Source organism: Paraburkholderia sacchari, assembly GCF_000785435.2.
Lineage (GTDB): Bacteria > Pseudomonadota > Gammaproteobacteria > Burkholderiales > Burkholderiaceae > Paraburkholderia > Paraburkholderia sacchari.
Window position 1 is genome coordinate 935,336 of sequence record NZ_JTDB02000001.1, and the last position, 14,145, is coordinate 949,480.

General features: G+C 65.2%; 7 protein-coding genes. 4 read left to right on the forward strand and 3 right to left on the reverse strand.

The genetic code is table 11. From position 1 onward, the window contains the following. Positions 1-1,686 carry a ShlB/FhaC/HecB family hemolysin secretion/activation protein gene (locus NH14_RS04275; protein ID WP_035521276.1) on the forward strand — a complete coding sequence of 562 codons (1,686 nt, stop codon included), beginning with the start codon at positions 1-3 and terminating at the stop codon, positions 1,684-1,686. 35 nt (positions 1,687-1,721) lie between these two features. Next, positions 1,722-8,825: a two-partner secretion domain-containing protein gene (locus tag NH14_RS04280; RefSeq protein ID WP_161790823.1), complete on the forward strand. Its 7,104-nt coding sequence runs from the start codon at positions 1,722-1,724 to the stop codon at positions 8,823-8,825. Here NH14_RS04280 and NH14_RS04285 read toward each other — a convergent pair. The 3 genes from NH14_RS04285 to NH14_RS04295 all read right to left on the reverse strand — a co-directional run bounded on the left by NH14_RS04285 (position 8,822) and on the right by NH14_RS04295 (position 11,670). Next, on the reverse strand, positions 8,822-9,832 hold the full coding sequence (locus tag NH14_RS04285) for a LirA/MavJ family T4SS effector (RefSeq protein ID WP_035521272.1): 1,011 nt from the start codon (positions 9,830-9,832) through the stop codon (positions 8,822-8,824). The genes NH14_RS04280 and NH14_RS04285 overlap by 4 nt on opposite strands. An 85-nt stretch (positions 9,833-9,917) precedes the next feature. Continuing rightward, the gene (locus NH14_RS04290) at positions 9,918-10,733 is read right to left on the reverse strand and encodes a PP2C family protein-serine/threonine phosphatase (protein ID WP_035521270.1); all 816 of its coding nucleotides are present in this window, start codon (positions 10,731-10,733) and stop codon (positions 9,918-9,920) included. Positions 10,734-10,767: 34 nt separating this feature from the next. Continuing rightward, a complete protein-coding gene (locus NH14_RS04295; protein ID WP_407947117.1) occupies positions 10,768-11,670 on the reverse strand; it encodes a hypothetical protein in 903 nt (300 codons plus the stop codon). A gap of 803 nt (positions 11,671-12,473) precedes the next feature. Here NH14_RS04295 and tssA point away from each other — a divergent pair. Next, on the forward strand, positions 12,474-13,520 hold the full coding sequence (tssA, locus tag NH14_RS04300) for a type VI secretion system protein TssA (protein ID WP_035521268.1): 1,047 nt from the start codon (positions 12,474-12,476) through the stop codon (positions 13,518-13,520). A 99-nt stretch (positions 13,521-13,619) separates the two neighbouring features. After that, positions 13,620-14,120 (forward strand): type VI secretion system contractile sheath small subunit, encoded by a 501-nt coding sequence (gene tssB / locus NH14_RS04305; protein WP_035521266.1) that lies wholly within the window; start codon positions 13,620-13,622, stop codon positions 14,118-14,120. Positions 14,121-14,145: the final 25 nt, after the last annotated feature.

Genomic DNA, 14,145 nt, shown 5'->3' on the forward strand with positions numbered 1-14,145 from the left:
ATGAAAAGAGGAATCCGAACGATTGCCGCGCTCGCCTGCTCGGGCAGCGCGCTCGCCTGGGGGCAGGTCCTGCCGAACTCGGGCAGCATCCTCCAGCAAACCGAGCCGCGCGACACGCGCCCCGAGCCCATGGGCGGCGCTGCCGCGCTGCCCGTGGAGCCGCCGGCCTCCGCGCCCGCCCAGCCAGGCGGCGCTGGCGGCGCGAGCTTCGTGCTCAAGGGCATCACGCTCAAGGGCAACGACACGATTCCCGCCGAGGAACTGCTCGCGCCGGTCCAGAGCAAGATCGGCAGCGAGGTGAACTTCGCCGGCCTGCAGGCCATCGCCGCGCAAATCACGCAGGTGTACCGGGCGCGCGGCTACGTGCTCGCACAAGTGGTGCTCCCGCCGCAGGACGTGACTTCGGGCCAGGTGACGATGAGCGTGCTCGAAGGGCGCGTGGGCCGCGTGCGTCTCGACGTGGCCGCCGGCACGCCGATCAAGGAGTCGCTGCTGCGCGCGCGCGTGGAACAGATTCCGGTGGGCGCGCCGCTCCAGCAGCAGGTGCTCGAACGCACCATGCTGCTGCTTTCCGATCTGCCCGGCATCACCGTGACCTCGGCCATCGAGTCGGGCAGCGAGCCCGGCACCGTCGATCTCACGATCAATGTCGCGCCCGCGAAGCGCTGGACCTTCGCCGCCGATCTCGACAACTACGGCGCGGCCACGAGCGGCACCTGGCGGCTGGGCGGGCTCGCGCGGCTGAACTCGCCGTTCGGCATCGGCGACAACCTCGACTTGCGCATCCTCGGCGCGGAGCGGCTCGACACCGTGTATGGCCGGGTGGGCTACGAAGCGCCGGTGAACGCCTACGGCACGCGCGTGGGCGTGGCCCTGGCGCGCCTGAATTACACGCTCGGCAAGCAGTATTCCGCGCTCGACGCCACCGGCGACGCCACCGTGGCCGACCTTACGGTCACGCATCCGGTGCTGCGCACCCGCAACCAGAACCTGCTCGCACGCGCGAATCTGGAGTTCCGCGATCTCTCGGACAACATCGGCGTTGTCGACGACCACAACCGGCGCTCGATGGTCGAAGGCAGCGTGGGGCTCACCTACGAAAGCCGCGACGGCCTGTTCGGCGGCGGCTTCAATAGCGCCGACGTCGAACTGCTGATCGGCAGCCTGCATTTCAAGGACGCCGCGAATTACGCCATCGACCAGTCGCAGTTCGGGCGCAACACCGCGGGCAACGAAGTGCGCGCGACCTTCTTCGCTAACCGGCTCAACGCGGTGACCGAGAAGGTGAGCCTGTTCTTCGGCTTCTCGGGGCAATGGGCGGCCACCAACCTCGACAACTCGTCGCGCTTCCTGCTGGGCGGCCCGCACGCTGTACGCGCCTACTCGCCCTCCGAAGGCCTCGTCGACGAAGGCTTCGTGGCGAGCGCCGAAGTGCGCTATGCGGTGAACTCGAAGATCACGGCGTTCACGTTCTTCGACTTCGGCACGGGCTGGTACAACGCGAACCCGCGTCCGAACCAGGGGCCGAACAACATCACGCGCAGCGGGGCGGGTATCGGTGCGTACCTCGCGCTGCCATATGGATTCGCATGGCAGGGCACCGTGGCGTGGCGCACGACCTCGCCCGACACGACCGGCAACGACAAGCTGCCGACGTTCTATATGCAATTGAGCAAGACGTTTTGAAGCGGTTGACTTAGACGATGCCGGCGAGGTGTGCGATGAACAAGCGGGGCGGTAATCGGCCGGGTGGGGCAGCCGGCAGGGTCACAGAGCGATTCACTGGGCGGGTTGCGGACCGTCAGGGACGCAAGGGCAACGCGCGCCCGCTCCAGGCCAGGGCGATCGCCAGTGTGGTTGCGGCGCTGTTCGAGGCCACGTGGGCTACCTCGCTGCTCGCCAACCCAACTGGCGCGCAGGTGGTGGCCGGCGGCGTAACGGTGAGCTCGCCCAGCGCCTCGCAGATGAACATCACGCAAAGCACGCCGAACGCCATCGTGAACTGGAACACGTTCTCGATCGGCGCGGGCGAAGCGGTGAACATCGCGCAACCGTCGGTCTCTTCGGCGCTGCTCAATCGCGTGGTGGGCAACAACCCGAGCGACATCGCCGGGCGTCTCTCCGCGAACGGCCGCGTCTTTCTCGTCAACCCGGCGGGCGTGATCTTCGCGCCGGGGTCGTCGGTGAACGTGGGATCGCTGGTCGCTTCCACGCTGAACATTAGTGATGCTGATTTTCTGGCCGGGCGCTATCACTTCATCGGCAGCTCGCCAGCGGCGGTGCGCAATGCGGGCGCGCTCAGCGCGCAGGACGGCGGCACCATCGCGCTGCTCGGCGGCACCGTGAGCAACACCGGAATCGTGGCCGCGAAGCTCGGCACGGTTGCGCTGGGCGCGGGCAGCGACGTCACGCTCGACTTCGCGGGCGACGGCCTCACCACGCTGAAGATCAACGCGGGCACGGCGGGAGCGCTGATCGGCAACGCGGGCACGCTCGCCGCCGACGGCGGCACGGTGATCATGAGCGCGCAAACCGCCGATGCGCTGGCCGGCACCGTCATCAACCAGCAGGGCATCGTGCGCGCGCAAAGCCTCGCCGCGCGCGACGGCCATATCGTGCTGGACGGCGGCACGAGCGGCCAGACGTATGTGTCGGGCACGCTCGACGCTTCGGGCGGCGCGGGGCTAGCGGGCGGGCAGATCGACGTGACGGGCTATAACGTGGGCCTGCTCGCGGGCGCGAAGTTGAACGCGAGCGGCGCGACGGGCGGCGGCAGCGTGCGCGTGGGCGGCGGCGCGGCGGGCGCGGACCTCACTATTCGCAATGCTGATGCGGTGTGGATGGATCCGAACGCGCAGGTTCATGCCGATGCGCTCACGAACGGTAATGGCGGGCATATCGTTGCGTATGGGACGACCGCCGCGCGGCTTTATGGCGCGCTGAGCGCGCGTGGCGGCGCGCAGGGCGGGGATGGCGGGCTGATCGAGACGTCGGGCGGAACGCTCGATGTGAAGGGCGCGACCATCGACGCGTCGGCCGCGCATGGCAAGGCCGGGCAATGGCTGCTCGATCCGGACAACATCGTGATTTGCGTGGAATGCGTGGGAGCGGCAAGCACCACGAGCGGGGCCACCGTCGTGTTCGGTCCGGTCAGCGGACCTGTCAACGACACGTACCTCTACCAGGGAGATATCTCGGCGCAACTGAGCAACGGCACGTCGGTGAAGGTTGCCACGCCGGACGGCAACATCACCGTGCTGCCGTTCGTCACCATCTCGAAGTCGGGCGGCGCCGACGCCACGCTCACGCTGAGCGCGGGCGGGTCGATCTCGCTCGGCTACTCGGTGAACATCGGCTCGACGGTGGGCAAGCTCGGCATCGTGTTCGACGCCAACGTCGGCAATACGGGGAGCGGCAACGTTATTTCGCTCAACGGACTATCGGGTTCGCCGGTCACGCTGAACTCAAACGGCGGCGACGTTGCGATTGGCGTCAAGGCAGGGAATCCGGGCACCTTCGATGGCGCGGCCGTGCAGATCTCGAACGCGACAATCGACACGCGTGTGGCGCAGCAGGCGGCTAATCCAAGCGGCTCGATCACGATTCACGGACAGGCCACGGGAGCTGCGGCGTTTGCCGGCCGAAGCGACATGAGCGCGGTGGGCATCTACGGATCGTCGCTCTACACCTCGACCGGCGATATCGAAGTGGAAGGCGCGCTCGGCAGCGGTACGGCGAACGCGGTGAACGGGGTTTATATTTCTTCGGTGTCCGGACAGACGTCCACGCTCACGACCGGGACGGGCACGATCCGCCTCTACGGCGTGGGCACCGATACGAGCGGAACGGCGCCCTATGACGTTTCGGGCGTCGCGATCGACCAGGGCTCGAGCATTTCGACCGGCGCGGGAGGGGCGATCGACATACGCGGCGCACTGGTTGACGGCAGGCCGGCTGGCACCACGCTCGGCGATCAGGGCGTTTTGCTCGGTGTGTCGACCCTCAGTACCGCGGGCGGCACGATCTCCGTCGCGGGCTCCTCGAACGCCGCCAGCCCCGGGGTACTCATGTCGAGCGCCATCGACGGCACCAGCGTCGGGACCGTGACAATCAGCGGTACCCAGGGGACCGTCAATGGTGCCCTGACCGACTCGGTGATCACGGTGCGTGCGGCGAACAACGGCAGTTCGGTCAGTCTGGGGGCCGAGGGTTCAATATCCATATCGAGCGGCGCACCAAGTGGCACAGCACCGAGCGGCACGCTGGTGCTGCTGCCCGGCGGCGTCGATACGAACACGTTCGCTTTCACGCAATCCGCGAGTACGCCGATCTACCTCGGCGGCATCGCAAGCGGTTTTAGCATCACTCCGCTCCTGATGCAGACGTTCAGCGCAATCGCCAACGTGGTCGTCGGAAGCAGCGTGCAAACGGGGCTCATCACGGTCGCGCAATGCATCAGCGGCAATTGCAACGGCAACGCGCCGGTGATCTCCACGAATCTCACGCTGCAGTCCGCCTACAGCGGCAGCCAGGGGATTGCGCTGCCTTATGGCATCTGGCTGCCGCAGAATACGCTCACGCTCGTGACGGGCGGGCCGGTCACACAGTCATCCGCGATCAACGCGGACTGGCTCGCGCTCGCGGGTCCCGGCACGTTCACGCTCACGAACGCGAGCAATATCGTGAACTTTCTTTCGCTCTACGGCACGGGCGACGTTTCGCTCGCGAGCACGACCGGCATCGTGCTCACACCCATCCCGGCGCTCGTCTACAACGCAAGCACCGGCTCGCTCGCCTCCCTGCGCAGCGACGCGCTGACCCCGGCGGGCAACGTCAGCGTCTCCACCAGCGGCGGCGATATCGATCTGGGTTCCCCGGTGCTCGCGTCGGGCAGCAACACGACCTTTTCGCTCCAGACCATTGGCAACGTCTTTGTAGGCTCGGAAAGCGGGTCTACGAGCATCACCTCGACCGGCGGGCCGCTTAATGTCGTATTCGACGCCAACGTGGGCGGTGAGGGCGCGGGCAACAGCATCGTCTTGCTCAGCGGGGCCAACGTCAACACCCATGGCGGTGCGTTCACGATTGGCGACACCGGTTCGAGCCTGGTCAACATCCAGAACTCGACCATCGCCACCGAGGGCGGCGCCGTGAGCATCACGGGCACCAATAATTTCGGCGACGGCGTTGCCATCGGATACAGCACGATCAATTCGGCCGCTGGCAACGTGGCGATCAGAGGCACTTCGCTCTACGACGGCAACGGCATCACTCTGAATCAAAGTTCGATTGGGACTACGAATGGCGGGGTGATGCTGAACGGAACGGGCGACGCGAGCGCCGCCGGTTCGGCGGCCGACTATAGCGGCATCGCGATTACGGGCGGCGGGCCGAGCGGCGCGAGCGCCATCGACGTGACGGGCAGCGGCGCGATAACGCTTGCGGGCAAGATGGGTTTCAATTTCGGGTCCGGAATCAAGCTCACGAATGCATCGATTGCCGCGAACGGCGGCGCGATTGCGCTGACCAGCACGGATTCGACATCGACCGCCACAACCGGCATCGAGCTCGATTCGTCCACCATCGCCAATACCAGCGGCGCGGTCACGCTCACGGGTATCGGCGCCAGCGGCGGCGCGGCCAACGGCGTCGTGCTGAACTATTCGCTGATCGCCACCGGCACGGGGAGCGCGACGCTCAACGGAACCACGTCGGGCCTCGGTGCAGGCGTTTACCTGAACGATAGCGGTGTTCATACAACGGGCGGTGGGATCTCCGTGACCGGCGTATCGGGCTCGACCGGGAGCGGAACGAATTACGGCGTGCAGGTGCAGGGCGATTACATAATCGGCCAGGGCGGCGCGGCTGGCGGCGCGGCGTTCAGCGCCACGGGCGGCGGCGCAATCGGCATCAGCGGCACGGCGAGGAATTCGGCGGGCACCGCCTATGGCGTGTCGATCAACACGGCTACGCTCGACGCCCAGGCGGGCGGGATCCAGGTGAGCGGAACCGTGCCGGTCGGCACGGCCGTGTCGACCACGGCGGTTCCCGCGTACGCGGCCGGCGTGGTGCTCGCAGGCACGAACATGCAGACCACGACCGGAACGATCGGCGTGACCGGCACGGCAACGGCGAACTACACGGCGTATGGCGTCCAGATGCAGGGTGGCGCGCTCAGTACGAGCGGCGGAAACATTGCTCTGAACGGAACCGCGCAGAGCAGTTCGCAAGGCTTTACCTACGGCGTGCTGCTGCAGGGACAGAATTCGGGAGGATCGGCGGGCACGTCCAATGCCGTGCTCTCTGCGGGCGGCAGCGGCGCGCTCGGCATCACGGGGACGGCGTCGGGCTACTACGGGTACGGCGCCGAAATTCTTCAGTCGAACCTGGCAACGCTGTCTGGCCCGCTCACGCTGACCGGCACCGCAAACGTCAGCGCCAGCGGCACCGGTGTTGTGCTTTCGAGCACGCTGATCAGCGGCGGGGCTGGAAATGTTCAGGTATCCGGAACGACAAGTGATGCGCCGGGCCAGGCGCATACATACGGTGTTGGCATCTCGGCCTACGGCAGTTCGATCGAGACCACCAGCGGCAACGTGACGTTGAGCGGCGCGGTCGCCGGCGCGACGGATCTCGGGAATGGCGTCTCCCTGTCCGGCGGTTACAGCGCTAACAGCAGCACCACCGCGCAGCCCGCGATCCAGACCGGCAGCGGGGCGATTGCGATAAACGGCAGCGTTCCCGCAACGACTTTTGGCAGCGTGGGCGTCGACCTCATCGGCGCGGGCATCGCCTCGACCAGCGGCACGATCACGCTCACGGGCCTCACCACCGGCACGCCCACGGCGGGCCTTTCTTCAACCGGCGTGGTGCTCGGCGCGGCGTCGGATTCCAGCTCGGTGGGCTTCGTGAGCCTGTCGACGACACCAACCACGACGATCACCACCGGCAGCGGCACGCTCGCGATCCGCGGCAGCGGCCAGGGTTCCGGCGTGCAAGGCGTGCTCGTGGCCGACGGCTCGCAGATCGTTTCGAACAACGGCGGCGCCATCGACATTCGCGGCGTGGCGACGAGTCCGACCACGAGCGCGAGCGGTGGCAATATTCAGTATGACTACGGAACCATCGTCTACAACGGCGCGATCTCGGCAACGCAGCCCAACACCGTGATTTCGATCGCGGGCTCGACCAACACGTCGGACGCGGGCCTTGCCTTCGGCGCGGTGGCTGTGCCGGCCAGCTTCAACTACGCCTCCGGCCCGGTACAGGTGAACGCCGGCCCCAACGGCACCGTCGCACTGCGTTCCGCCAACGACGGCACGACCACGAGCCTCGCCGACAGCGGCGCGCCCATCACGTCCTCGGGCGGCACGCTCGCGATCCTGCCCGCGAGCGTCAATCCAACGACCTTCGCCTTCGTTGCTTCGGACAGCACGCCGATCACGCTGTTCGGCACCGGCGCGGCGGGCTTGAGCATCGACGCTGGCCTGTACTCGATGTTCACTGGCTTCTCGGCGCTCGCGCTCGGTTCGAGCACGCACACGGGCCTCATTACCGTGAGCGGCGTGTGTCCTTCGCAAGGCGCGTGCACGTCGCTCGTCAAGCCCACGCTGGACCGCAGCCTCACGCTGATGAACACCGGTAGCGGCAGCCAGGGCATCCAGTTGCTCTACGGCATCTCGCTTGACAGCAATACGCTCACGCTGGCCTCGGCGGGCGCGGTCACGGATCCCGGCGGCATCCAGGCAGCGGGGCTGCTGCTCCAGGGGCCGGGCACCTTCACGCTGAACGATCCCGAGAACGACGTGGGCGTGCTGGCGATGCTCAACGCCGGCAATGTGAATTTCCTGAATTCGAAGAGCTTCGTGATCGGCCCGATCGTAAGCCGGTCGTTCGACGCGGCATCGAACACGGCCATCACGCTCGACGCGACCAACTCCACGCTCACCGGCAATCTGCTCGCGCAGGCTGCGACGGGCGGGGTGGGGCTGGGCGGCGGCACGGCATCGGCCAACGGCCCGACCGGCGGCAAGAACACCAACCTCAGCGCGGGCGGCACGATCGATCTCGTGATGGAGAGCGGCGTGTTCACGAACAACGGCACCGGCACCGTAAGCGCAAACAATTATTGGCGCATCTGGGCCTCGACATGGATTGGCGAAACGCGCGGCAACGTGCAGCCCAATACTTTGCAGCCGAACTTTTACGGCTGCGCTTACGGTGCGGGATGCAGTTGGGGCGGCGTCGTGCCGCTCACAGGCGATCACTTCGTGTACATCGCGCGGCCCACGGTGATCGTGACCGCCAACGGCGCGACCAAGTACGTGGGCGCGCCGAATCCGAACTTCGGTTACAGCACGAACGGCCTCATCAACGGCGACACCACCGCCACGCTGAACGGCACGTTTTCGACCAGCGCAACGTCCAGTTCGCCGGTCGGGCAATACGCGATCGACCCGGCGTTTTTCTCGAGCGTCGGCTATATCGTGCAGAACGCGCCGGGCACGCTCACGGTGACGCCCCCGCCGCCCCCGCCGCCGGCACCGCCCGCACCGTCGCCGGCGGCGCCGCGCTACGCCCAGGATCTGCCGCTAGCCGTGAGCGCGATGCAGTCGTTCTTCGGCATGAGCGAAAAGACCTTCGTGTACGAGAACAACCTGCAGGGCACGAATATCTGCGTGGGCTCGAATCAGCCGCTCTTCACTACCACGCCTCCGGGCAGCGATCAGGATCTGCTTGCGGTCGAGTGGAAGCGCGTGCGCTCGCAACCAAATCTGAATAGCTGCATGCTGTTGAACGGGCAGCACGGCTGCGGGGATTTTTAGGTTTTCACATAGGGATCGAACTTGGGATTGGCGCCTTTCGGGAAGGCAATGCGCGCCGATGCATTGCGTCTCTCCATGCTCTCGGTTTGCATGAAGGTCATGATCTCGTCCACTTCCTCTTCCGATTTCTTCAGCTTCTTGACGAGATAATCGCGCATGTTGTACGAGGATTCGCGCTTGGCCATGCGGGCACGTAGAAACGCTCGCAGGACCGGGCAAAATTCCGGCGACGAGTCGCCAACCAGCCACATGTTGAGATTTTCCGGAGAGCGGAAGTCGAGCTTGTCGTTGCCGATCGAGGTATCCGTGACCAGTAGATCCAGAAGGAAGGTCCACAGATTACAGGTCCTGCCCTTTTGCCACGGGGCGATGCTTGCGAATACCGTGGCTTCCTGGTTCACCGGAACGGTCTTGATCGCGCCCGCCCGGATCAGGATGTACCACTGCAGGCGATGGGTGTATTCGCCGTGCTTCTCGCCCGCGCCGACGTCCTTCCAGTGCTGCTTCAGCGCCAGCGATTCCTTGAACACATTGCCGTAGACGAAGCCGGCATAGTTCGGGAGCCGGTCGCCAACGACCATGAATCCGTGGGCGCGCTCGAACTCGTCCAGCGAGGCCGTCAGAAGCTTGGAGAAGTCGCGGTCCTTCTCCGGCGGAGCCTTATTCGCCTTGTAGGCGGTCGCCTGTTTCTGGAAATAATCGATCGCCCGCGATTTGGCGGAATAGTATTTGTTTATCCGCTGCGTCATCTCCTCATCCAGCTTGATCAGGGCATTCCGGATGACCGGTTCACCGCGGATCAACCCGCGCGGGCCACAGGACAGATAGTGGCCTATCCTCAGATAATCATCGAAATGGGGAGACTGGCTCAACAGCTTGCCGTCTACCCTCAAGCCCTTGACAGGGGCCTTTTGGTCCTCGAGGTCGGACTCCTGCTTCTTGCTCTCGATCACCTTGTCGTCGAAGGCCGCTATCAATTCTGCACGAATCTCTTTCAGCGATTTCATCTTGATTCTCCAGGGGATGGCAGCAGCCATCGCGCCGGCGTTGCCGGCGCAGCATCGGTTTTCAATGCGAGGGCTGTTGCGATGTTCAGGATGGTGCGATCAACAGGGTTGTGTCGTTATCCTTAGGGTGCGGCACGTCGCCAGCTTCATCGATTTCCACCCAGATTGCGCTCGCGCTGAAGTTGTCGTTGCCCGCTCTTGCATGAGCGCGGACATGCGCGGCCAGCGCCTCCAGCCACGCGCGCGGGCTCGCGGCCTGCGCGAGCGTCGCGAGCATGGTGGCCTCTTCGACGTACTCCCAAAGACCATCGGTGCAAATCAGGAACGCGTCGCGCGCGCAGAGCTCGAACGTTCCGGGCCGCGCCGCGATGTTCAATCCTTCGAGTGTGCCTAGCGCCGAGAACAACACGTTGCGGCGCGGATGATGGCGCGCGTCCGCGGCGCTGATAAGGCGCGCGTCCACCATGTCCTGCACCATGCTGTGGTCGCGCGTCTGCGCGACGATTTCGCCTGCGCGGAAGCAATAGAGCCGCGTGTCGCCGCAATGCGCCCAGGCCGCGGTGCGCCGCTCGCGATCGATCGCAAGCAGCGTGGCCGTCGAGCGCATGTCGCGCAGCGCCGGGCCGCCGTGCGCCTGTTCCTCGACGATGTTGGCGTTCGCATGCGCGAGCGCGTTGGCGAGACGTTCGCCCGTGGGCGGCAGCTCGGCAAGCGTGAGATAGCGCAGGTCGGCGAGCACCGTGTCGACCACGATGGCCGATGCAGTGTCGCCGCCTCCGTGGCCGCCCGCGCCATCGGCGACCACGCAGTAGAACAGCCGCCCGCTCGACCAGTCGCCAAGCGAGTCTTCGTTACGCTGCCGCCCGCCCGGATCGGTCAGGCTTGCGAAGGCCAGTTGCACGCGCGCTCCCGTCTCGTTGCGGGCTTCCCCGTGGTCACTCGTGAAGTTCGTGGTCGCGATGTTGATCGCGCATTGGCTCGTGCATTGGATCGCGATATTGCGCGCGATGCGGCTCGGGCGTCGCGCGCGCGTCGTGCTCGTGCCGTGCGCGCGGCGCGCCCTGCGCGAGTTGCGACTGCTCCGCGAGAATGCCGAGCACGGCGAGCAGCGCAATGCGGTTCTCGACCGCGATCTCGATGCCCAGCGTTTCTTCTATCCAGCGCCCAATGCCAGTGCGCGCGAAGTCGGCGGGCATTGCCCCCTTACGCAGCGTGACGCCCAGCTTGCGCGCGCGATGGTGATACGAAGCGATGCCATAGCGCGCGGCGATTTGCGCAAGCCCGCCTTTTTCGGCGGAGAGCCAGCCGAGTGTGCCGGCAAGCAGCAACTGTGCGGCTTCGTCGAGGCTGCCGATGAAGCGCACGGCGGAGGCGCGCACGCTGTCTTCGTCGAGTCCGTACTGAAACAGCGCGGCGCTGACCGGGTCGGCGTGCATCGCGCTGCGTTGATCGAGTTCGGTCAGCGCCTCGTTCTCGTCGATCGAGACGTTGCGCCTGTGGCTCGCGCTGCGCAGGCAATCTATCAGGTAGCGGCGGAAATAACTGCACACGGCATGGTTGTTCGACGGTGCGCTATGCGCAGGAAAACTCATTAATTCGGCCGCATGCGTTTCGAGGCGAAAGACCTTGCTGAAGAGAAACTGCGAGATGAGCTCTTCCTTGTCTTCGGCCAGCGCTTGCAGCTCGAACGGGTGATAGCCGGTTAGCGCGCGCCGCACGATGGTGTAGAGCGAAGCCATTTCGGCATGGTTCAGAGCGGTGCGCCGCTGCCAGAGGTCGGGCAGCGTGCACGGATTGTCCATGCCCTCCATGAGCGCCGCGCTTTCGATGTTCGACACGTTTTCCCCTCGTATCGCGTATTTAGGCTCGCTTCGCGTGACGCGCGCCCAGCATGCATCCCAGTATGCATAAATCGTTGGATTGGCTGTAGCGGCGTTCACGTCGAGTCTATTAGCTGGTCGGGCGTCTGACAAGCGCGAAAATCTGCAATGGCGTGTTTTAAAACGTCCGGCCGTTCGGGGAATAAAAATGCTAAAGAGCGGTTCTAGTGGTTTACGTGATCGCAATAAATAATGCGGAGTCCATGACGATAAAGCATTGCATGCGTTATCAAACATGCGGACCGCGAAAAGACGATCGTTCGGTAGCTGCCGTTAGCGAACATCGGGTGCACCAGGCTGGGGAAATGCCGGCGCGACGCTCAGTTTTATAATCATCCTGCATGATGGTTAACCCCTGGAAAACAAGGGCTAAAAGCGTCTTTGTGGGAGCGATGCCACTGCGGTAAGATGCGTCCGGATCGCGCGCCCAAGCATGCTGTGCAAGGCGGAGATCGGGGTCGATCAGGTTGTCCGCATGCCGGGACAACTACTTAAAGATCAACTAGAGTAAATGCGTGGCGAATTTATGAAAATTCGGGAACATGGGCTGCACCGGAGCGCGCTTTTTTTTTGCAGTCGTCGTGCTATTCTGATAGCGACTCGTTAAGCTGCGAACTCCGCCCGCGCTTGCGAATCCGGCTCCTGCTGAACCGGGAATTATCAGAAATGAGTTCAGCCGCGTCCACGCAATTTTTATCCGCTTTAATGCGCTTTCCAGGGCAGTAACCAGAACATAACCAATTCCACACGGACCACGGACCATGGCCATGCTAGATGCCGGGGCGTTGCTCGCGGAAGTTTCTTCCGCGTTGCCCTGCGGCGAGGACGTCGAATACGACCCGGCATTTCTCGAACTCGAGCGCGTCGTGCACGGCAAGCCCGACGTGCAGTATGGCAGCACCGTGGTCGAGGCCGTACCGCCGGACTGGAAAGAAGCCCAGGCGCTTGCGCTGTCCCTGCTGGAAAAAAGCCGAGATCTGCGCGTGGCCGCGCATCTGGCGCGCGCGCTGCTCAACCGCGCCGGCTTTGGCGGCTTTAGCGAAGGCCTCGACCTGATCGCCAGCATGCTCGAACAACGCTGGGCGCATCTGTACCCGCAACTCGATCCCGACGACGACAACGATCCTACTGCGCGCGTGAACGCGCTCGCGGGCCTCGTCGACTCCACCACGACGCTGGCCGAGGTGCGCGAAGCGCCGCTCGCCATTTCGCGCGCGCATGGCGAGGTGACGCTGCGCGACGTCGAATACGCAACCGGCGAGATTGCCGCGCCGGCGGGCGTGAGCGCGCCCACGCTCAGCTCGATCGATCTCGCGATCAGCGATGCGGGTGAGAACGCGCGCGAATCGCTCGCCGCCTTGCGGTGCGCGCTCGAGGCCGCAACGCGCATCGAGACGGTGATCATGAACAACGTGGGCGCGGCGCAGGCAATCGACCTGGATCCGCTCACGCGGCTGCTGCGCCACGCTGTGGCATTCCTCGGCGAGCGCGTGCCCGACGCGCAGGCGGCGCCGCCGGAGGTTGCGAACGAAGCCGCGCGGGGCGGCGCGCCTGGCGCGGGCGGAGTGGCCGCTGCCGTAGTGCCCGCGCGGCCGCCGGGCGAAATCGAGTCGCGCGAGGACGTGCTGCGCGCCCTCGACCGCATCTGCAAGTACTACGAAACGTATGAGCCGGGGAGCCCGGTGCCCTTGCTGCTCAAGCGGGCGCGGCGGCTCGTCGACAAGAATTTCATGGAGATTCTGGAAGATCTCGCGCCCGATGGGCTCGCGCAGGCGCGCCAGATCGGCGGCGTCCAGAGCGAGGAGTGACAAAGGCTATTAGCGTGAGCAGGCACTGAGTTAATCAGCAACGCCGCCACACGGCGCGCCTGAGAGCGCGCCGCCGCGGCATCGACGAGGGGAAAAGCCGTGGCTAAAGAAAGCAGCCAGAAGTTCATCGCGCGCAACCGGGCGCCGCGCGTGCAGATCGAGTACGACGTAGAGGTGTACGGCTCGGAAAAGAAGATCAACCTGCCGTTCGTGATGGGCGTCATGTCCGATTTGTCCGGGCAGCCCGCCGAACCGCTCGCGCCCGTGGCCGAGCGCAAGTTCCTCGAGATCGACGTCGACAACTTCGACGAGCGCCTGAAATCGATGAAGCCGCGTGTCGCCGTGCAGGTGCCCAACATGCTCACGGGCGAGGGCAATCTCGCGGTGGAGATGACCTTCGAGAGCATGGACGACTTCTCGCCGGCCGCCGTCGCGCGCAAGGTGGATTCGCTCGCGAAGCTGCTGGAGGCGCGCGGCCAGTTGCAGAACCTCCTCACCTACATGGACGGCAAGACGGGCGCCGAGGATCTGATCCAGAAACTGCTCAACGATCCGGCACTGCTGCAGGCGCTGGCCTCCGCGCCCAAGCCGCAGGAGTGAGCGCCGCTCGCCTTCAGTCGCGCGT

What these genes read in the sequence shown, in the direction of transcription:
- NH14_RS04275 (WP_035521276.1), top strand. Translation starts at nt 1, where the DNA reads ATGAAAAGAGGAATCCGAACGATTGCCGCGCTCGCCTGCTCGGGCAGC.
- NH14_RS04280 (WP_161790823.1), top strand. Translation starts at nt 1,722, where the DNA reads ATGAACAAGCGGGGCGGTAATCGGCCGGGTGGGGCAGCCGGCAGGGTC.
- NH14_RS04285 (WP_035521272.1), bottom strand. Translation starts at nt 9,832, where the DNA reads ATGAAATCGCTGAAAGAGATTCGTGCAGAATTGATAGCGGCCTTCGAC.
- tssA (WP_035521268.1), top strand. Translation starts at nt 12,474, where the DNA reads ATGGCCATGCTAGATGCCGGGGCGTTGCTCGCGGAAGTTTCTTCCGCG.